This is a genomic window from Halomonas sp. IOP_6, from assembly GCF_021151565.1.
Taxonomy (GTDB): Bacteria; Pseudomonadota; Gammaproteobacteria; order Pseudomonadales; family Halomonadaceae; genus Vreelandella; species Vreelandella alkaliphila.
The window spans coordinates 174,262-193,295 of record NZ_JAIRBO010000004.1 but is presented as its reverse complement, the minus strand read 5'-3'; the positions used below and the strand labels follow the sequence as shown (position 1 = coordinate 193,295).

Below are 19,034 nucleotides of genomic sequence, written 5' to 3'. Positions count from 1 at the left end.
AGGTTCCGTACAACAACTACCAGGAGCGACATAGCATGAGGTCGCAGTGAGGTTCGCCTAACAGCATTTCAGTCACTTGGCTGGTGTGCTGGGGCTGGCCACGGCTTCCAATAATCACCAAATCTGGAGAGTGTCGCTTCATGTAATCTTGAAGCACATCACAAGGTTGCCCTGGCTCGAGCACTAACTCAACATCAGGGACGCCATCAAGATCGCGCATTAAACTCTCAATCTCGTTATCCAGCGTCCTACGTAAGCGTTCTACTTCATGGTCTCTCCACTGGGCAAAATTAGCCTGGGAGCCCAACTCACGCTCTCCAGGCAAGCTCCAGGCATGTAGGAGCGTCAACTTCGCTTCTGGAAAGCGAATGAGCGCCTCCCTGAGCGTTTGACGAGCAGTCAGCGAAAAGTCGATCGGCACCAGGATATGTTGCCAAGGCTGCGTTGGTAGATAAGAGGCGACCACCACTGGACAGGGCGCACTTCTCAGCACACGCATCACGGTGGTTCCCAAAAGGAGATCTTTCTGTCCGCGCTTACGGTGCATGCCCATAATAATTAACGAGGCATTGCGTTCGTGGGCTTCTCGCACAATTTCAACATGAGGCGCCCCCACAACGGTTTGAATAAGCAACGAAGGCGCTTCCAGCGCGTAATCTTCGCGCAGGTCGGTCAATGTGGCACTGATATCTTCGTTAACCGCGCTTTCAACGTCGTGAAGAATACGGTGGGGCAAGTAAGGGTCAAGGACGTGAAGAATGTCGAGCTGCGCCCCTTGGGCATAGGCCAGCCGAAGAGCGCGGGCAAACGCAGCGCGGTTATCCTGAGAAAGGTCCGTAGCGAACAGCAGCGTGCGAGACATGGCGCAACTCCTTGGCCGATCAAGTCGGCACCGTCAGTAGGCACTTTGGACGATCAAGCGGGCACCTTTCAGCATGGTGTCCGTTTGTGCATACCGCAAGGTGTGTCTTAGCTTTTCGACTGCTGCTCTGTACGCTTATTGCGCTAGGTCATTTACATCACCACCACGCATGAAAGTGGTGCACCGGCCCACGCCCATGACCGACACTTAGCCGCGTGCTCGCCTCTAATGCAGCATGTAGCCACAACTTGGCTTCACCAATCGCTTGCTTAGGCGCATTTGGCGCCGCATCGGCGGGTAGTTTTGCTAGACACGCAGTGATCGCAGACGAGAGAGCACAGCCCGTGCCGTGCAGGTTGTCAGTGTCAATACGCGAGGCAGGAAGCCATGTGTGGCCGTCCGGGGTTGCCAGTAAGTCAGGACAGGTATCTCCGCGTAGGTGCCCACCTTTCAGCACCACATAAGGAGCGCCCAACTCCACCAGCGCTGGCAGCATCGCTTCCATGTCATCCAGCGAATTCGGTGACTCGGCGTCTAAGAGCACAGCCGCTTCAGGCAAATTGGGCGTAATTACGTCAGCCAACGGTACCAATATATCGCGCACAGCACGAATGCCTGCGTCATCGACCAGAATATCACCGCTTTTGGCCACCATTACCGGGTCCAGTACGATCCAGCTGGGACGGTTTTGCCGCAAGACTTCAGCGATTACCTCGGCAACCTCACGGCTGGCGACCATGCCAATTTTAACGGCATCTAATGCCACATCATTTATCAGGTTTTCTAGCTGCTCGCGAATAGCGTGAGGCGAAACCGGATAAACGGAAGCCACACCACAGGTATTTTGGGCGATGACAGCAGTGATGACATTGGTGCCGTAGACACCCAGCGCCGAAAAAGTTTTCAGATCACCCTGCAAGCCAGCGCCACCCGAGGGGTCAGATCCTGCGATGGTAAGTACATTGCGAAGGCGAGAATCGTTGGACATGGGGCTCCTTACTTAACGGTTCAGTAGCGCTCTAGAATACCCAAGTACAGCGCTCAATAGGGGCTTCTTAACTAAAACAATGGCCGCCCCTTAGGCGGCCATTGTGTGTTCAACGAGAGCAGAATGCTAATAGCATAGTTACATCGCTATTGAGCCGCTACTGCGTTGTGTCTCCATCTGGATTCCGTGCGTTGTAGTACGCCTGTTCAGAAATCGCATGGTAGTTTTCGACCTTATCCTGGAAGGTACGATAGGAGTCATAAATCCGTGTACCCAGCTCGCTTGATTCAGCCAATTCAGCAATAACGTCTTCTGAATGCTCACGTGCCTGAGCCAACACGTCGTCAGGAATACGGCGCAGTTCAACCTCATGCTCGTTGACCAACGTCTCCAACGCATCGTTATTACGCGCGGTGTACTCATCAAGCACATTCGCATTAATATCGCGCACTGCGGTCGTCAAAATAGCCTGTAAATCAGCGGGCAATTCGGCTAAGGCTTCTTCGTTGACAATGGTTTCAAACATCACCGTCGGCTCGTGCCAGCCAGGATAGTAGTAATAATCGGCAGCCTGATGCAGACCGAAAGCTAAATCATTATAGGGACCAATCCATTCGGTCGCATCAATGGCACCTGACTGAAGTGATGTGAAGATTTCGCCGCCAGGCATGTTCACAATGGCAACGCCCATACGGCTCATCACTTCACCACCTAGGCCTGGCATGCGCATTTTCAGACCATCAAGGTCTTCAATCGAATTGATTTCCTTGTTATACCAGCCCCCCATTTGAACGCCAGAAGCACCCGCCACCATGACATCCACACCAAAAGGCTCGTAAACTTCGTTCCACAACTCCATGCCACCGCCAAAATGCAGCCAGGCATTCATTTCCTGTGCGTTCATGCCAAACGGCACGGCAGCGAAGAACTGTGCTTCAGGGGCTTTGCCCTTCCAGTAATAAGAAGCAGAGTGGCCAAGCTCAGCAGTGCCGTCAGACACAGCATCAAAGACCTCAAACCCAGGTACCAACTGGCCAGCACCAAATACTTCAATGGTCAGGCGACCATCGGACATCTCTTCCACCAGTTGCGCGAGCCGCTCAGGCCCCTGCCCCACACCTGGGAAGTTTTTCGGCCAGGAAGTGACCATTTTCCAGCGGAAATTTTCTTGTGCCTGAGCTTGATTATCAAAACTTGAAACTACCAGCAAACTAGTGGATAGAGCGGCTGTCATCGCAATGGCGACAGGTAAAGCGTTGGCTTTCATATATTAACCCTCTTGCTTCTATTATTACTGTTATAGGTAGGAGGAGTCCGCCTAGCCCAATTGGCTAGGCGGTTTGTTACAAGCCGTTCGTTTACGTAGCTTGGCTGCTTTTGATTAAGGTTGCCACTTAGTTGCGTTGATAGTCACGATAGTTTTCAACTTGGCACTAATCAAAAAGACGTAGCCTAAAATTGAGCAGGTAGCCATGTAGCCAGTTGGGGGAAAAACGTTAGCATCAGCAGCATGCCAAGCTGCATCAGGATAAACGGGATAACCCCACGGTAAATTGCCGAGGTCGGCACCGAGGGTGGCGCTACGCCGCGCAGATAAAACAGCGCAAAGCCAAACGGCGGAGTTAAGAATGACGTTTGCAGGTTAATAGCGATCATGATGCCCAGCCAAATTGGGTCAAGCCCCATGGCCAGCAGAATCGGCCCAACGATGGGCACCACCACAAACGTGATTTCGATAAAGTCGAGAATAAAGCCAAGTAGGAAGATGACCAGCATCACGATAATGGTCGCCCCCACCACTCCACCGGGCATACCTTCGAACAAGTCGGTGACCATATGCTCGCCGCCGTAGGCCCGGAAGACCAACGAAAACAGCGCCGCACCAATCAAAATCATAAATACCATGGTCGTCACATGGGTAGTTGAACGCAGCACGTCTTTCAGCGTTGCCCAATCCAGTTGACGATAAGCCAGCGCCAGCACCAGGGCACCAAAGGCACCGACAGCCGACGCTTCGGTAGGCGTTGCAAAACCGCTTAAAATCGAGCCAAGCACCGCCACAATTAGCACCACAGGCGGCACTAAGCCTTTCAACAGCAGCATCCCCAGGCCTGAAGTGTGACCAAGCTCCGCCATTAGCTCTTCACGGTCTGCAGCTGGGGCCATTTGCGGGCGAAACCACGCTACCAGAGCCACGTAAATCATGTACATAACGACCAGGAGTAACCCAGGCACCAGCGCTCCCATAAACAGATCACCCACAGAGACCGTTTTAGGGCTGAAAATACCCATCGAGAGCTGTGCCTGCTGGTAAGCGGACGACAGCACATCGCCAAGCAGTACCAATGCAATGGAGGGCGGGATGATCTGGCCAAGCGTACCGGTCGCACAAATGGTGCCGGTCGCCAGCGAGGTGCTATAACCGCGCTTTAGCATGGTAGGTAGCGACATCAGCCCCATGGTAACCACGGTGGCCCCCACAATGCCGGTAGATGCTGCCATCAACATACCTACCAATGTCACTGAAATACCTAAACCGCCACGCATGGCACCAAACAGCAGCGCCATCGCATCAAGCAGTGTTTCAGCTACTTTGGACTTCTCCAATAAAACGCCCATTAAGACAAATAATGGCACTGCCAATAACGTTTGATTGGTCATAATGCCGTAAAGCCGGTTGGGCAACGCGGCGAGATAACCACTGTCGAAATTGGCATCGACGCCGATGGTCTCAAGGCCTAGGCCCATTCCTGCAAACAACAGCGCGGTGCCCGCTAACGAAAGCGCCACCGGGAAGCCGAACATCAGTACGATACAGATGGTGGCAAATAAAATAAGCGGCATAAATTCCAACATTAAACGCGCTCCTCAAGGTGGTTATCATCACCAACAGATGGGGGTATCCGGCCAGTAAATACGTAGCCGTTGCGCACCACTTCAATGATGCCTTGTACGATCATCAGCGCGGCAAAGAGCGGTATTAACGTTTTCAGTGCAAAGACGGCTGGAATGCCACCATAATCGGAGGAGGTTTCCATAATACGCCAGGAGTTAGCAACGTAGCCTAAACTGGAAGCAATGACAAAAGCCATCACAGGCATCAACAGCGTGATAATACCCACGATGTTAACCATCGCTTGGCGACGTGGCGTCATTCCACGGTAGAAGATATCGACACGCACATGGCCATCGTGGCGAAAGGTGTAGGCCGCAGCGAGCATAAAGACACTGGCGTGCATGTACATCACCAGTTCTTGCATAAAAATACTGTTAACGCTGAAAATATAACGAAGCAGTACAATCGCGAACTGAATCAACATCATAATGATGATCAGCCACGCAAGGCTACGTCCGAACCACTCCGAAGCGCGGTCCAGCGCAGCGATAAACGCAGGTAGTTGTGTTGTATCTGACATGGAAGTGTCTCGCGTAAAACGACTAAGGGGGTCAGCGCCCCAGACAATAGCGCATATACGCAGACAATGCAGCGCCCATAAACTGCCTAGCAAGCTTATTATTAAACGCTTTGGCGAATCGCCGCTAGGCAGGCTGGAGGTAACGGTAAATCGACAGCAATCGGTAAATGGTCAGAAAACAGATGGTCCAGTACATGGACATCTGCGACTTCAAGTGTCTGGGAAAGCAGGATGTGATCCAGGGCGCGCCGGGGCTGCCAGGATGGATAGCTAAGCAGCGGCTTAACCGGGTGAAGTGGCAACGAGGTACTAAAACGTTCATGAGCATGAAGCTGGTCAGGCGTACAGTTTAAATCACCCATGACCACCACATGGCGCAGCGGCTCAATAATATTGCTTAAGTAATTCAGCTGACGCACACGCCCGCGCTGACTCAGCGCCAAGTGGGCGACAAAGATATGCAGTGCATCTGGCCCCTCACCATAGCGTGCGTGAATTGCACCACGCCCTGGCAACATCCCTGGCAGACGATGCTCTTCGATGTGGCTAGGCACTATACGTGACAATAGCCCATTACTGTGCTGAGCAAACTGCCCTAAATTACGATTTAGCTGCTGAAAGTAGTGGGGAAAGCGTGCTTTAGCGGCAAGGTATTCAACTTGGTTTACGCGACCGGAACGAAAACTACCGCCATCAACCTCTTGCAGGCCCACCACATCAAATGGCTCTAGCACATTACCCATTTGCGCCAAGCGTTCCAGACGTTGAGGGTGAGGCAAAACATGCTGCCAACTCCGCGTGAGGTAGTGGTGATACGCTGACGTTTGAATACCTACCTGCAAATTAAACGTCAGTAAGCGGATATGGCCACGTTCAACCAAAGACAACGCAGACGAGCCTACTTGCCCACCTGCGTGACCATGCTTTAACACCGTTATTGTGCACGCTCGTTACGCACGCGCTCGACAAGCGCATCCGCAATTTGCGGCATATTTTCCAAGCTACCCGCCGTGCTTGGCGACACAACGTAGCGGCCATCAACAATTAGCGCTGGCACACCCATCAGGCGCATTTCACGCATGCGGCTGTTGGCTTTATTGACTTCGCTACGAACGCCAAACGCCTTCAACGCCTGCTTAGCTTCTTCTTCACTTACACCGTAATTAGAGAAAAACTCGGCGATTTCATCCTCATCTGTCAGTGAGCGACCATCTTCATGAATGGCCTCAAAGAAATCAGCGTGCAGTTCATCTTCGATACCTAGAGATTCTGCTGCATAAAATGCCGTCGCGTGGGTATTCCAGGCACCACCCATGGTAGCCGGCATATGCACAATGCTAACGTCGTCTTCAAGTGTTTCGTACCACTCATTTACTGGTGTTTGCAGCCGATAGCAATGCGGGCAACCAAACCAAAACGCTTCGGTCACTTCAATCTGCCCTTCGTCGACCTGTGTCTCCACTGGCGACTCAAGCAGTGTGTAGTGCTGACCCTCTACCAACTCCTGAGCACTTACTGCCGCAGATAAACCTAAGCCAGCAATCGCGACCATTAACGTTTTCAACATAGCGAAAATTCTCCAAGAATGAGCGAGACTGTGACTGCCGAGCATGCATAGAGGTTCCCTATCTCTTTAATTACCAGCGAGATAGGGAACCTTGATTAGCTACGACTAGTTCAAGCCTAACAGGTAATTCGCTACAGCTTCCATATCGTTATCGCTCATTTTGGAAGCGATATCACCCATGATGTTGTTCGGGCTGTTAGCACGCTCACCGGAAGCAAAGTCTTGCAACGTGGACACCGTATACTCTGCGTGCTGACCTGAAAGCGCTGGATATACCGCGCTGCCAATACCAGCCCCCGTAGGTGTATGACAAGCACTGCAAGCAGGAATACCTTTGGACATATCACCCGCCCGGTACAGCTCTTCACCGCGTGCTAAAAACTCTGAGTCTTCATCGTTAGTTTGGCCAAGATTGGCGTTTTGGCCTGCAAAGTGAGCCGCAACATCCCAAGCGTCTTGATCAGAGAATGCATCGACTTGACCAGCCATGGTGGGAACCAAGCGGTTGCCGTCGCGAATATCCATGATTTGCTTGGCCAGATAGGACATCTGCTGCCCTGCCAAATTAGGGAAGGTACCCACTGCGCTGATACCTTGCTGACCATGACAGGCCGCACAGGTTTGAGCCAGTTCACGACCTGCCGCCGCATCCGCGTCAGCTTGGTGGTCGGTTTGAGCGTGCACGGTGCCAACGGCACCCATGGTAATTGCCAGGCTTGCCAGTAACTTTCTCATTGCTATTCCACTATGCCGTTTGATTATTGACTGGTACGCATCCCGGGCGCTGCCCAGGTTCAGCACTTTACCAGGGTCAGCTCCGCCAAAACGAACAACATGCCGTGTTGGTCGCTGCTGGCTAGAGCGCGATGGTACACTAGCGCCCCAGGTCGCAGTTATAAACCGCTTGCATTATAACGAATCACCCTAGCGGCGGGAATGCAAGTCCAGGTCTGCTTTTGGGGTAATTCGTCGCGGTACCGTCATTTACTCACGTTAACGTGGTGAAACGGGCCGTCTTATACGTCTGTTTTTCAGGATTAACACCATGTCTACTGCCAATGATCACCCAGTCGCTCGACTGAACTACCCCACAGCGCGTTTTATGATTAGCGCACCAACACTTGCTCTGTGTCCAGACGATACCGGCGCAGAAGTCGCGTTTGCTGGGCGCTCAAATGCGGGTAAATCAAGCGCGATTAACGCACTTACTCAACAAAATGCCCTTGCCCGCACCTCGCGTACGCCAGGCCGCACTCAATTGATCAACTTTTTCAGCGTCATGAACGACGAATCGCGTCGCTTAGTCGACTTGCCCGGCTACGGCTACGCCAAAGTGCCTGAAGCGGTAAAGCTAGAGTGGCAGCAGCACCTGTCTGACTATCTGCGTGGCCGCTTTAGCCTACGTGGCCTTGTACTGCTAATGGACGTGCGCCACCCGCTAACCGAGTTCGACCAAATGATGCTCAACTATGCAGATGAGCGCGAAATGCCTGTGCACATTCTGCTTACTAAGTCCGATAAATTAAAAAAAGGCCCTGCTAGTGCCGCGCTGCAAAAAGTCCGCTCTCGTCTTAAAGAGTGGGAAGACTTAGTCTCCGTTCAGCTCTTCTCATCGCTCAAGCGCGACGGTGTAGATACGCTTTCTCAAAAGCTCGACCAGTGGCTGCATACCCCTGAGTAAACCAAGGATCGCCGAACAAGCCAAGCTTTCACCATTAAACGGAATCTTGCCAAACAAACTCAGTCTTCTTAAATAAGCCACTTTTTCACGAGCGTCGCTCCAACCACTCGATCAGCTCGGGCAATTCTTTCACGTGGGCAATGCGGTGGGTGCGTGCTGGCAAGGTTTGGTCGCCTTGTGCGGCGATCCATACGGCGTGCATGCCCAACTGCTGTGCGGGTAGTACGTCCTCTTGCCAAGAGTCACCTACATGCATGGCCTGGTGTGGCACAACATTCAGACGCTCCAGGGCGGTGAGAAACGGCTTAGGATCTGGTTTTGGTGCCAGTAATTCGCCTGCAGCAATAGCGACTGGAAAGTACGCTGCTAACGGCTGACGCTTAAGGTGAATATTGCCATTGGTAATAGCGGCTAGTTGATAACGCTCGCTCAACGCGGTTAATAGCCCCGCGGCTTCGGGGTGCGGCGTTACTTGTACCCGCAAGCGATGAAACTCATTCATAGCAGCGGCAGCCCATAGCAACGCACTGCTACGTGCTAAGCCTTGGGCTTCCAACTGTGCTTCTAACGCCCGCAAACGCAGCCAGGTAAAATCACCACGCCGTTCTGGCACCCGCTTGGCCCACTCTTGGCGGCGCTCCAGATAATCAGCCAGCCCCTGCTGGTAACTTAGCGCTAATGGCGCTTCATGGCGTGCTTTGCGCCACGTTGCCAGCGCTTCAATTAGCCAACGATAGTGACCCTCTTCCGTTTTTAACATCACGCCTTGGTTGTCCCATAGCGTATCGTCAAGATCAAACGTAATCGCTTGCAAAGAAGCCATGGTTAACTCCGTGTCGGGCGGTGTTTTGCGCGGGGGTGAGCAGCATCATAGCTTTCGGCCAAGTGCTGCCAATCCAGGCGGGTGTAGACTTGGGTAGTCGATAAATTAGCGTGGCCTAGCAGTTCCTGCACCGCCCGCAGATCTTGGCTGGACTCCAATAAATGACTTGCAAACGAGTGACGCAGGCGATGGGGATGAAGGTGTTCAGGCAAACCACGCACAATAGAAAGTTGCGCCAAGCGCTTTTGAATACCACGGTGTCCCAGACGTTGCCCACGTTGACCAACAAATAACGCCATTTCGCCCGTTGCTGCCAGTTCAGGCCGACACGACAACCACGCCTTAATCGCCTGATCTGCACGCTGACCAACGGGCACTTGCCGTGGCTTACTGCCCTTCCCCATCACCCGCACATGATGAGCATTTAAGTGCCTCAAATCCAGCGCAGCAAGTTCCGCTAAGCGTAGGCCGCTGGAGTAAAACAACTCGAGCATGGCTTGGTCACGTATTGCCAGCGGTGTGCCGTCGTGCGGCGTGTCTAAAAAGCGTGAGAGTGCATCCACATCAAGCGGTCTGGGCAAGTGGCTTGGCTGCTTTGGCGTGCGTAGTAACCCCACTGGATTGTCGGCAAGCACGTGATGCTGCACAAGATAGTCAGCAAAACGTGATAGCGCAGCGCGGCGGCGGGCTAAACTTCTCGGCGCGAGGCCGCGACTGCGCTCCGCCCCCAAAAAGGCGCGTAGAAATATAGTGTCTAACGTCGCTGCCTCGGTGACGCCACGTTGCTCAGAAAAACGCTGCAGGGCGGTTAAATCCTGACGATACGCAGCCACGGTGGCAGGGCTTGCGTGGGTCGCAAGCTTACGTAAATACGCCTCGACCTGCGTTGTTAATGAGCTTGGGCTATCCATGGTGTTCTAGGCGAAGCAGTAGCCGTGCCACGATATCGCTCAGATACTCTGTAAACAGCGTATCCATACTGGCGCGGTAACAGTCGGGGTCAGGACTTGCGAGCAGCAAATACCCCAGTTGCTCGCCCGCCGAAAGACGCGAAATGGCGCAGGAACCCGCGCGCCGGGGTGCTTTAGTATGCGGCAACAGACATTTCCAGTCGCTAACGCTGAGCTTGGCACAACGGCTGGTGCGCCCATCTAGCAGCGCAGCCAAACGAGCGCTGGCATGCTGGTCCAACACGTGGCGTGGCGGTTGAGGCGGCGTCGGCTCATTGTCACTCAATGAGGATGGGCACCATAGCGCCATTGCCGGCGTTTGAAAGTGCTCGCTTAACTGAACAGCGAGCGCTTGGGCCAAGGCATCACGATCTTCTGCTCCCACCAGACTGAGTAGCGTCTCACGCAGTCGACGGTATTGGGCTTCATTATGCCGCGCTGTTTCTAGAAGATGCTCAAGCCGCCCCTCTGCTGTTTCAGCACGCTGACGTAAATCGATTACCAAGCGCTCTAGCAGCGATACCGCCCCATCAATGTGGGGGTGCGGTACCTTAAGTTGCTGCAGCAAGCCTTCACGACCAACAAAAAAATCGGGATGACGGGCCAGCCAAAACGCCACTTGATCAGGGTCGAGCGTTTTGCGCGGCTCGGGGGCTTGAGACATCGCCGTTCTCCTCGAATTAGTTGAGTGTGACACGACCGTCAAAGACGCGTGTAGCAGGGCCCACCATCACCAACGGCGCTTCGGGATCGGGCCACTCAATGCTTAACTGACCACCCGGCAAGTGAACGGTGACCGGGCTTTTCAATAACCCCTGGCGAATACCACTAGCCACAGCAGCGCAGGCGCCGGTGCCACAAGCAAGCGTCTCGCCGCTGCCACGCTCATACACCCGCAGGCGAATTTCGCTGGGCGACACAACCTGCATAAACCCCACATTCACCCGCTTAGGAAAGCGAGGGTGAGACTCAAGCAATAGACCAAGATGCTCAACCGGTGCACTATCAACACTTTCCACCTGCAGCACGGCATGGGGGTTACCCATAGAGACAACTCCCAGCTCCAGCGTATCACCGTCGACCTCAACGGCGTGTAAGGGTTGATCCCCCGGTGCCTCAAACGGCAACGTGGCTGGATTAAAACGCGGTCTACCCATGTCAACGCGCACCATACCATCGTGCTGAACATTAAGTACTAGTGGCCCACCGGCAGTTTCCACATGAATTTCATGCTTATGTGTCAGGCGCTGATCGCGAACAAAACGTGCAAAGCAGCGCGCGCCATTACCGCAATTTTCAACTTCGCTGCCATCCGCATTAAAAATACGGTAGCGAAAGTCCATCTCTGGGTCACGGGGCGGCTCAACCACCAATAATTGGTCGAAGCCAATGCCAAAGCGCCGGTCTGCTAGCTGGCGAATCTGCTCATCACGCAGACGCGCTCGCTGAGTCACCAGATCCACCACCATAAAATCATTACCCAGACCATGCATTTTGGTGAAATGCAACAGCATCAGCGCTCCCCTTCCGGCAGCAGAGCTTCACCAGCCCACAGGCTTTCCAGGCTTTCCCGAGCGCGGACCACATGATAGCGGCTACCATCGACCATCACTTCCGGAGGGCGTGGACGGCTATTGTAATTTGACGCCATCACAAAGCCGTAAGCACCGGCTGATCGAACGGCCAGTAAATCGCCCTCAGCAATTGCCAGATCGCGCTCTTTACCGAGGAAATCGCCGGTTTCACAGACAGGACCGACCACATCATAGACTGCACGCTCACGCTGCTGGCGGGTATCCACCGGCACAATCGCCTGCCATGCCTGGTACAACGCAGGGCGGATCAGGTCATTCATGGCGGCATCAACAATCGCGAAATTTTTGGTTTCGCCGGGCTTTAAGAACTCTACGCGGGTCAGCATTAAACCTGCGTTAGCGGCAATAGAGCGGCCCGGCTCAAATAGCAAGGTAAGCGCTTCACCGCCTTCCCAGCGAGAAAGGCGTGCCAGCAATTGGCTCGCATAATCAAACGGCTGAGGTGGCTTTTCATCACGATAAGGGACACCTAGCCCGCCACCTAAATCTAAATGGTCAATCTCGATGCCACGCTCACGCAACCGCTCCATCAACATTAAGAGCCGCTCAAGAGCATCTAAAAATGGTGCCGTTTCAGTGAGCTGAGAGCCAATATGGCAGTCTAGTCCGGTGACGCGCAAGTTGGGTAAGCTGTCAGCCAGCGTGTAAACATCCAGCGCTTCGTCGACTGGAATACCGAACTTGTTGTCTTTCAGCCCAGTAGAAATATAGGGATGAGTGCCAGCATCCACATCCGGGTTTACCCGCAGCGATACCGGTGCCACCTTGCCCAGTTCCGCCGCAACAGCGTTTAATCGCTCAAGCTCGGGGCGAGATTCAACATTGAAGCACTTAATGCCAACGTCTAGCGCACGGGCCATTTCATGAGGTTGCTTGGCAACGCCTGAAAACACGACTTTTTTCGGATCACCACCCGCTTTCAGCACGCGCTCAAGCTCACCAATCGAAACAATATCAAACCCAGCGCCCAATCGAGCAAGCAAACCCAATACTGCCAAATTAGAGTTAGCCTTCACCGCATAACAAATTAAATGGGGATGACCACCCAGGGCTTCGGTATAAGCACGAAAATGGCGTTCTAACGTCGCTTTCGAATAAACATAACAGGGCGTGCCCAGTTCAGCGGCGACCTGGGTAAGCGGGACGTCTTCGGCATAAAGCACGCCATCGCGGTAGTTAAAGTGATCCATTACCCCTCCTGCTCGGCAGCCGAACCATGGGTGTCTTCATCAGGTAAATAGAGCGGTCCTTTCTGACCGCAACCCGCTAATAGCAGCGCGATCAGCAGCACCGCACTCAAGGTGGTAACACAGCGTTTCATGCATCACCTTTAAGCGCAGCTAACGCCTCGCGGGCACGGCTGGCAGCGGCGCGCACCTGGTCAGGCGCGGTGCCGCCGATATGGTTACGGGCGGCCACAGAGCCTTCTAACGTAAGCACCTCGAACACATCCTGCTCAATCGTGGCAGAGAACTGCTGCAGCTCTTCAAGGGTCATTTCAGACAGATCTTTCTTAGTCTTCAAACCGTAAGCCACCGATTGACCGACAATTTCATGGGCATCGCGGAAGGCGACGCCCTTGCGAACCAAGTAATCAGCAAGGTCCGTGGCGGTTGAGAATCCACGTCGTGCGGCTTCATACATGCTGTCTTTTTTCGGCTCGATAGCAGGCACCATGTCAGCAAAGGCTTTTAAGCAGTCGCGCACGGTATCAACGGCATCAAACAGCGGCTCTTTGTCTTCCTGGTTGTCTTTGTTGTAGGCCAGGGGCTGAGATTTCATCAGCGTTAACAGCGCCATTAAATGACCATACACACGGCCCGTTTTACCGCGAACCAGTTCGGGAACATCAGGGTTTTTCTTCTGCGGCATAATCGAAGAGCCGGTGCAGAAGCGGTCAGGCAGGTCGATAAAATCAAATTGAGCGCTGGTCCATAGCACCAGCTCTTCACTCATCCGCGATAGATGCATTAGCAGAATGCTGGCAAAGCTGGTGAATTCGATAGCGAAGTCACGATCAGAGACGGCGTCCAGCGAGTTTTCTGCCGGGCGATCAAAGCCGAGTAATTCAGCAGTGACATGGCGATCGATGGGGTACGTGGTACCCGCTAGCGCCGCGGCGCCAAGAGGCATCACGTTCACCCGCTTGCGGCAGTCCAGTAAGCGCTCGTGGTCACGGGTTAGCATCTCTTGCCATGCCAATAGATGGTGGCCAAAGGTCACCGGCTGCGCCGTTTGCAAATGAGTGAAGCCGGGCATAATGGTATCGGCTTCACGATCAGCAAGCTCAATCATGCCTTCACGCAGACGCACCAGCTCCGCTTCGATCACATCGATCTCATCACGCATGAACAAGCGAATATCGGTCGCTACTTGGTCGTTACGTGAGCGGCCGGTGTGCAATTTTTTGCCGGTAATACCAATTTTGTCGGTCAACCGCGCTTCGATATTCATGTGTACATCTTCAAGCGGAATCGACCAGTTAAACTCGCCTCGCTCGATTTCACCCTGAACCTCGGTGAGACCATTGATAATGGTGTCACGCTCTTCATCGGTCAGTACACCGACTCGCGCCAGCATGGTGGCGTGGGCAATCGAGCCCTGAATATCCTGGCGCGCCAGGCGTTGGTCGAAAGTCACAGACGCGGTGAAGCGTGCGACAAAAGCATCGGTGGGCTCGCTAAAGCGACCGCCCCAAGACTGGTTCGTAGCTTGGCTCATCGGAGGCATATCCTGCTGACAAAACTGAAGGAGTCGTTAAAAACTAAAGTAATCGTTATCAGAAAGTGTACCAGAGTCGCCGCACTCAGCGGCATGCCGTTTTATAGTCGTTTTTCATGTCGGCGAGGGCTCAGCGTCACTAAACGGATAAGGAGATTCGTGTAATAAGCTACGTATGGCTGAAAATGGCATCGGACGAGCAAAGTAGAAGCCCTGAAAATGCGTGCTATGGCGTGCGCTGAGATATGCATACTGCTCTGCCGTCTCTACGCCTTCGATTAATACCTCAAGACCCAGCTTGGCCGCCATGGTTACCACACCGTCTACAATCGCAGCATCCCGAGTATCGTTGACCACGTCTCGAACAAATGATCGATCAATTTTAAGCTTGTTAATCGGCAAGTGTTTGAGATAGCTAAGGCTGGAAAAGCCGGTTCCGAAGTCATCCAGCGCAATATGCACACCCAGCGAGCGCAGATCCTGCAATGTTTGTATGACGTGCTCCGTACTGTCCATCAGCACGCCTTCAGTAAGCTCTAGCTCTAATAATTCGGGTGCCAAGCCTGTTTGCTCAAGCACACGTTCAATAGATAACAAAAACCCCGCGCGCTGAAATTGCATGGGCGAAATATTAACCGCCATGGTAATAGGCTTACTTGCGTTCGCGTTCAATCTGACAGCATCACGACACGCCCTCTCCAACACCCACTCACTGATCGGCATAATCTGTCCGGTATCTTCAGCCAAACTAATAAACTGGCCAGGAGCAATGTTGCCACGCTCAGGGTGATACCAGCGAATCAGCGCCTCTACGCCAGAAACTCGACCAGTGGAGCCATGTATTTGCGGTTGGTAATGCAGCTCAAATTGCGACTGTTCTATGGCTTGTTGCAACGCATGGCGTAAATTAACCCGTTCGGAAACTTTACGATTTAGCTCATCGGTATACCACTGATAGGTATTACGCCCTTGCCGCTTGGCTTTATACATCGCCAGATCCGCCTGTTGTATAAGCTGGCGCGGTTCGCTAATCGTTCCATCATCAGTGGCAATTCCTATGCTGGCAGTAATACGCAGCTCGCTGCCTCGATACCAGTAGGGCGCAGAGAGACGAGCGAGCAGCCGCTCAACGACCTGCATGACATCTTTTTCATGGGCTAAATCAGGCAATAGAACGATAAACTCGTCTCCCCCAAAACGCGCCACGGTATCCCAAGGGCGCAGCTCTTCTTCAAGGCGCTTGGCGACCTCAATTAACATATAGTCGCCTACCTCGTGGCCAAGCGTGTCATTAATCGGTTTAAAATCATCCAAATCGACAAATAGCGCGGCTATATAGCGGTGATACCGCTTAGCCAGCAGGCAGCCCTGAGCCAGTCGCTGGTCGAGTAACAATCGATTAGGCAAGCCTGTTAATGCATCGTGGCAAGCGTTATGTCGAAGCTGCGCTTGGTATTCGCGCTGGGCAGTAATGTCATTCTGCACACCAATGAAGTGCGTTACAGCGCCAGCAGTATCGCGCACAGGGGAAACATATAGATCATTCCAAAATGGCACGCCGTTACGACGGTAATTGCGCATCACGACATGAACTTCTTGCTGAGCACGAATCCCTCTGCGCAGTTGATCCAGCGTGGTGGGATCCGTCTCTTCGCCCTGCAAAAAGCGGCAGTTTTGCCCTAACACCGTATCCCGGGAGTAGCCGGTAATTCGCTCAAATGCCGCGTTCACATAAACTATTGGCAAATCATGCCCCTGGGCATCAACGATGATGACACCATTGATACTTGATTCAACGCTCCTCTCCAGCAGTGTGAGCTGCCGTTCCGTCGCTTTTCGCTCAGTGATATCTTGGGTTGAGCCCTGAACTTGAACAACTTGCCCCTGCTCGTCTCGTACGGCTTTTCCAATCACTCTTACCCATAGCCTTACTTCTTGTCGAGTGATGATCTCTAGCTCTTCATCAAAGCTGATACCGTGCTCGCAACAGGCTTCAAAAACCTCACGGATACGTGGCCTTGAACTCGGCGCATAAAAGTCAATTGCCTCCTCAACTGTGGGTCGAAACCCGGGCGAAACGCCATGCAGACGACATACCTCGTTCGACCAAATGGGCAGCCTTTCGGACATATCAACGTACCAACCACCAATCAGCGCTGTCTCGCCAACTATTTGGAAGAGCCTCTGATTACGGATGAGCTGTTTCTCGATGGCTTTTCGTCGCGAAATATCACGGGCAACCACGTAAATGACCCCTTTCCCCATCGCGGCGGTAACTTCCAACCACACCATTTGTCCCTCGGCCGTCAGCGCTCGAACGTCAAACGAAGGCACTCTCTTTTGGGACTGAAGACGCGCCAACGCTTCCTCAATAACCGGAATATCGCGACGGTCCACTACCTTGCCGCATGACTTGCCTATCCATTCGCTAGCGGAATAACCCAGCAAGGTTTCAAACACAGGATTGACGTTAAGTAAAATGCCTGCGAAATCAATACTGAAGAACAAATCTTGCGATAATAAAAAAAACTGGTCTAATTTTTCTTCAGATTTAACAAGGGGCATGGCATTACCTAAACATGTGGATTGCCTGACAGCACTGGCCTTAAATTCAGCCGGTTATTTTTACTGTGTGGCTGGGTGCTTTATGATGAGACTTATCATAGTTCGTCGCGATCTGTCAGCGACAAAGGGAGAATCACGTGTCATCCATCACTAAACTGCGCATTGCCACGCGTAAAAGCCAGCTTGCTATGTGGCAAGCCGAGCACGTCCGCGACCGCTTGATGGCGGCACACAGCGGCCTGGAAGTCGAACTTATTGCGCTCTCCACTAAGGGCGATAAAATTCTCGACACACCGCTTTCCAAGATTGGCGGTAAAGGGCTCTTTGTGAAAGAGCTAGAAGATGCCATGCTGGATGGACGTGCAGATATCGCCGTTCATTCAATGAAAGATGTTCCTATGCACTTTCCTGAAGGGCTCGGTCTTTCTGTCATTTTGGAAGGCGCCGATCCGACCGATGCGTTTGTTTCTAACCACTATACCAGCATCGACGAGCTACCAGAGGGTGCTCGTATTGGTACTGCCAGTCTACGTCGTGGCCTGCAAATGCGCGAAGCGCGACCTGACCTGCAGATTCTTAATCTACGCGGAAACGTGCAGACTCGCCTAGCAAAATTAGATGCTGGCGAATTTGATGCCATTATTCTCGCCACTTCTGGCTTGAAACGCTTAGGTCTCGATGAGCGCATTGCCCAAGCCTTACCGCCTGAAATATGCCTTCCCGCCTGTGGCCAAGGGGCACTAGGCATCGAGTGTCGCCTCCATGACCCCGAGCTGATTGGATTATTAGCCCCGTTGGATGACCCCGATACCGCCACCCGTGTGCGTGCCGAACGCGCCATGAACACCCGCCTGGAAGGCGGTTGCCAAGTGCCTATCGCAGGCCATGCCGTGCTTGATAAGGCAGGCGACACTATTTGGCTGCGCGGTTTGGTTGGCAACCCAGAAGGCACGGAGGTATTGCGTGCAGAGGGCAGCGGTTCCATTCATGAGCCCGAAGCCCTGGGTATCCGAATCGCCGAGGACCTATTGGACCAAGGGGCAGGCGATATATTAGCCGAGGTGTATGGCCGCAACGTATGAGTCAACCGGTACTGATCTGCCGCCCTGGTAACCGGGGCGAAGCCCTAGCAGACTCGCTGCGTGCTCAGGGAGCTTCTGTAGAGCACCTCAATGTTATGCGCTTAGAGCCGCTGCCCGAGGACCACGTTCAACGAAGCGTGTGGTTAGATATTGATCAGTACCATAAAATAGTGGTGGTCAGCCCCTTCGCCGCTTACTGTTTAAGCGAGGCGCTCGATCGCTATTGGCCACAGCTGCCTGTGGGCATTGATTACTATAGTGTAGGCCGTGCGACGGCAAACATGCTCTTTGAACAACTGGGTGTGCGTGTCCATATTCCTTCGCCTGACTACGGAGAAGACACGAGCGAGGCGCTGCTGTCACTAGCCTCACTCAAAACACTTACGCATCAGCGTATATTGCTAGTGGCTGGTGAAGGTGGTCGCTCATTACTAGCCGATACATTGAGCGCACGCGGGGCCAACGTGACCCGCATCGCAGTGTATCGACGCGTATATCAAGCGCCAACGCCTGCCCTGCAACAACGTCTATTAACCGGCGATTATCGAGCGTTAATCGCTACCAGCGGCGAACTGCTTCAACATCTGGCAAGATGGTGTGAACAAGCAGCGTTGAACCAACCGCTAATCGTTTCCAGTCACCGTTTAGCTAAACTGGCCGGTAAACTGGGTTTTCGTGACCTCAAGGTGGCGTCGGGAGCAACACCAGCTGCACTGGCAGCGGCGTTGGGTCGGTCCTGCAACCCGAAGGGTGCCGATGTCGATCAAGGAACTTAATAAGGGCT

Annotated in this window: 19 protein-coding genes; 3 read left to right on the top strand and 16 right to left on the bottom strand. The window is 53.2% G+C overall.

The genetic code is table 11. The features are described 5' to 3' along the window. Nucleotides 1–16: 16 nt before the first annotated feature. The 8 genes from K7H08_RS09290 to K7H08_RS09255 form a co-directional block, all read right to left on the bottom strand. On the bottom strand, nt 17–862 hold the full coding sequence (locus tag K7H08_RS09290; protein ID WP_231657750.1) for a universal stress protein: 846 nt from the start codon (nt 860–862) through the stop codon (nt 17–19). A gap of 157 nt (nt 863–1,019) precedes the next feature. Then, nucleotides 1,020–1,850: a bifunctional hydroxymethylpyrimidine kinase/phosphomethylpyrimidine kinase gene (gene thiD, locus K7H08_RS09285; RefSeq protein WP_231657749.1), complete on the bottom strand. Its 831-nt coding sequence runs from the start codon at nt 1,848–1,850 to the stop codon at nt 1,020–1,022. 157 nt (nt 1,851–2,007) lie between these two features. After that, nucleotides 2,008–3,117: a TRAP transporter substrate-binding protein gene (locus K7H08_RS09280; RefSeq protein ID WP_051626398.1), complete on the bottom strand. Its 1,110-nt coding sequence runs from the start codon at nt 3,115–3,117 to the stop codon at nt 2,008–2,010. A gap of 185 nt (nt 3,118–3,302) precedes the next feature. Continuing rightward, complete coding sequence (locus tag K7H08_RS09275; protein ID WP_231657748.1) at nt 3,303–4,706, bottom strand: TRAP transporter large permease; 1,404 nt, start codon at nt 4,704–4,706, stop codon at nt 3,303–3,305. Next, complete coding sequence (locus tag K7H08_RS09270; RefSeq protein WP_038479576.1) at nt 4,706–5,266, bottom strand: TRAP transporter small permease subunit; 561 nt, start codon at nt 5,264–5,266, stop codon at nt 4,706–4,708. The genes K7H08_RS09275 and K7H08_RS09270 overlap by 1 nt, the downstream gene beginning before the upstream one ends. Before the next feature lie 101 nt (nt 5,267–5,367). Continuing rightward, nucleotides 5,368–6,198, bottom strand: coding sequence for an endonuclease/exonuclease/phosphatase family protein (locus K7H08_RS09265; RefSeq protein ID WP_038479579.1), 831 nt, complete (start codon nt 6,196–6,198; stop codon nt 5,368–5,370). 2 nt (nt 6,199–6,200) lie between these two features. Then, the gene (locus K7H08_RS09260) at nt 6,201–6,833 is read right to left on the bottom strand and encodes a thiol:disulfide interchange protein DsbA/DsbL (RefSeq protein WP_038479582.1); all 633 of its coding nucleotides are present in this window, start codon (nt 6,831–6,833) and stop codon (nt 6,201–6,203) included. A 105-nt stretch (nt 6,834–6,938) separates the two neighbouring features. After that, nucleotides 6,939–7,568 (bottom strand): c-type cytochrome, encoded by a 630-nt coding sequence (locus tag K7H08_RS09255; protein WP_038479585.1) that lies wholly within the window; start codon nt 7,566–7,568, stop codon nt 6,939–6,941. 310 nt (nt 7,569–7,878) lie between these two features. Between K7H08_RS09255 and yihA the strand changes: the two genes are divergently transcribed. Then, complete coding sequence (yihA, locus tag K7H08_RS09250; RefSeq protein ID WP_038479588.1) at nt 7,879–8,514, top strand: ribosome biogenesis GTP-binding protein YihA/YsxC; 636 nt, start codon at nt 7,879–7,881, stop codon at nt 8,512–8,514. A gap of 85 nt (nt 8,515–8,599) precedes the next feature. On the opposite strand, the gene K7H08_RS09245 is transcribed toward yihA, so the two are convergent. The 8 genes from K7H08_RS09245 to K7H08_RS09210 all read right to left on the bottom strand — a co-directional run bounded on the left by K7H08_RS09245 (nt 8,600) and on the right by K7H08_RS09210 (nt 17,168). Next, a complete protein-coding gene (locus K7H08_RS09245) occupies nt 8,600–9,337 on the bottom strand; it encodes an HAD family hydrolase (protein WP_038479591.1) in 738 nt (245 codons plus the stop codon). A 2-nt stretch (nt 9,338–9,339) separates the two neighbouring features. Continuing rightward, the gene (locus K7H08_RS09240) at nt 9,340–10,248 is read right to left on the bottom strand and encodes a tyrosine recombinase XerC (RefSeq protein WP_231657747.1); all 909 of its coding nucleotides are present in this window, start codon (nt 10,246–10,248) and stop codon (nt 9,340–9,342) included. Beyond that, the gene (locus K7H08_RS09235; RefSeq protein ID WP_038479597.1) at nt 10,241–10,951 is read right to left on the bottom strand and encodes a DUF484 family protein; all 711 of its coding nucleotides are present in this window, start codon (nt 10,949–10,951) and stop codon (nt 10,241–10,243) included. The genes K7H08_RS09240 and K7H08_RS09235 overlap by 8 nt, the downstream gene beginning before the upstream one ends. 16 nt (nt 10,952–10,967) lie before the next feature. Next, the gene (gene dapF, locus K7H08_RS09230; protein WP_231657746.1) at nt 10,968–11,801 is read right to left on the bottom strand and encodes a diaminopimelate epimerase; all 834 of its coding nucleotides are present in this window, start codon (nt 11,799–11,801) and stop codon (nt 10,968–10,970) included. Continuing rightward, complete coding sequence (gene lysA / locus K7H08_RS09225) at nt 11,801–13,072, bottom strand: diaminopimelate decarboxylase (RefSeq protein ID WP_038479602.1); 1,272 nt, start codon at nt 13,070–13,072, stop codon at nt 11,801–11,803. The genes dapF and lysA overlap by 1 nt, the downstream gene beginning before the upstream one ends. Further along, a complete protein-coding gene (gene lptM, locus K7H08_RS09220) occupies nt 13,072–13,203 on the bottom strand; it encodes an LPS translocon maturation chaperone LptM (protein WP_231657745.1) in 132 nt (43 codons plus the stop codon). Before lptM ends, lysA begins: the two co-directional genes overlap by 1 nt. Beyond that, nucleotides 13,200–14,603, bottom strand: a complete 1,404-nt coding sequence (gene argH / locus K7H08_RS09215) for an argininosuccinate lyase (RefSeq protein ID WP_231657744.1) — start codon at nt 14,601–14,603, stop codon at nt 13,200–13,202. The genes lptM and argH overlap by 4 nt, the downstream gene beginning before the upstream one ends. A gap of 114 nt (nt 14,604–14,717) precedes the next feature. Next, nucleotides 14,718–17,168: a sensor domain-containing protein gene (locus K7H08_RS09210; RefSeq protein WP_095603411.1), complete on the bottom strand. Its 2,451-nt coding sequence runs from the start codon at nt 17,166–17,168 to the stop codon at nt 14,718–14,720. Nucleotides 17,169–17,305: 137 nt separating this feature from the next. Between K7H08_RS09210 and hemC the strand changes: the two genes are divergently transcribed. Then, nucleotides 17,306–18,250 (top strand): hydroxymethylbilane synthase, encoded by a 945-nt coding sequence (gene hemC / locus K7H08_RS09205; protein ID WP_038479611.1) that lies wholly within the window; start codon nt 17,306–17,308, stop codon nt 18,248–18,250. Further along, nucleotides 18,247–19,026 (top strand): uroporphyrinogen-III synthase, encoded by a 780-nt coding sequence (locus K7H08_RS09200; protein ID WP_038479613.1) that lies wholly within the window; start codon nt 18,247–18,249, stop codon nt 19,024–19,026. Before hemC ends, K7H08_RS09200 begins: the two co-directional genes overlap by 4 nt. Nucleotides 19,027–19,034: the final 8 nt, after the last annotated feature.

Excerpts from the sequence above, each read along its gene's own strand:
- K7H08_RS09290 (WP_231657750.1), bottom strand. The coding sequence starts at position 862 with ATGTCTCGCACGCTGCTGTTCGCTACGGACCTTTCTCAGGATAACCGC.
- thiD (WP_231657749.1), bottom strand. The coding sequence starts at position 1,850 with ATGTCCAACGATTCTCGCCTTCGCAATGTACTTACCATCGCAGGATCT.
- K7H08_RS09280 (WP_051626398.1), bottom strand. The coding sequence starts at position 3,117 with ATGAAAGCCAACGCTTTACCTGTCGCCATTGCGATGACAGCCGCTCTA.
- K7H08_RS09275 (WP_231657748.1), bottom strand. The coding sequence starts at position 4,706 with ATGTTGGAATTTATGCCGCTTATTTTATTTGCCACCATCTGTATCGTA.
- K7H08_RS09270 (WP_038479576.1), bottom strand. The coding sequence starts at position 5,266 with ATGTCAGATACAACACAACTACCTGCGTTTATCGCTGCGCTGGACCGC.
- K7H08_RS09260 (WP_038479582.1), bottom strand. The coding sequence starts at position 6,833 with ATGTTGAAAACGTTAATGGTCGCGATTGCTGGCTTAGGTTTATCTGCG.
- K7H08_RS09255 (WP_038479585.1), bottom strand. The coding sequence starts at position 7,568 with ATGAGAAAGTTACTGGCAAGCCTGGCAATTACCATGGGTGCCGTTGGC.
- yihA (WP_038479588.1), top strand. The coding sequence starts at position 7,879 with ATGTCTACTGCCAATGATCACCCAGTCGCTCGACTGAACTACCCCACA.
- K7H08_RS09245 (WP_038479591.1), bottom strand. The coding sequence starts at position 9,337 with ATGGCTTCTTTGCAAGCGATTACGTTTGATCTTGACGATACGCTATGG.
- K7H08_RS09240 (WP_231657747.1), bottom strand. The coding sequence starts at position 10,248 with ATGGATAGCCCAAGCTCATTAACAACGCAGGTCGAGGCGTATTTACGT.
- K7H08_RS09235 (WP_038479597.1), bottom strand. The coding sequence starts at position 10,951 with ATGTCTCAAGCCCCCGAGCCGCGCAAAACGCTCGACCCTGATCAAGTG.
- dapF (WP_231657746.1), bottom strand. The coding sequence starts at position 11,801 with ATGCTGTTGCATTTCACCAAAATGCATGGTCTGGGTAATGATTTTATG.
- lysA (WP_038479602.1), bottom strand. The coding sequence starts at position 13,072 with ATGGATCACTTTAACTACCGCGATGGCGTGCTTTATGCCGAAGACGTC.
- lptM (WP_231657745.1), bottom strand. The coding sequence starts at position 13,203 with ATGAAACGCTGTGTTACCACCTTGAGTGCGGTGCTGCTGATCGCGCTG.
- argH (WP_231657744.1), bottom strand. The coding sequence starts at position 14,603 with ATGAGCCAAGCTACGAACCAGTCTTGGGGCGGTCGCTTTAGCGAGCCC.
- K7H08_RS09210 (WP_095603411.1), bottom strand. The coding sequence starts at position 17,168 with ATGCCCCTTGTTAAATCTGAAGAAAAATTAGACCAGTTTTTTTTATTA.
- K7H08_RS09200 (WP_038479613.1), top strand. The coding sequence starts at position 18,247 with ATGAGTCAACCGGTACTGATCTGCCGCCCTGGTAACCGGGGCGAAGCC.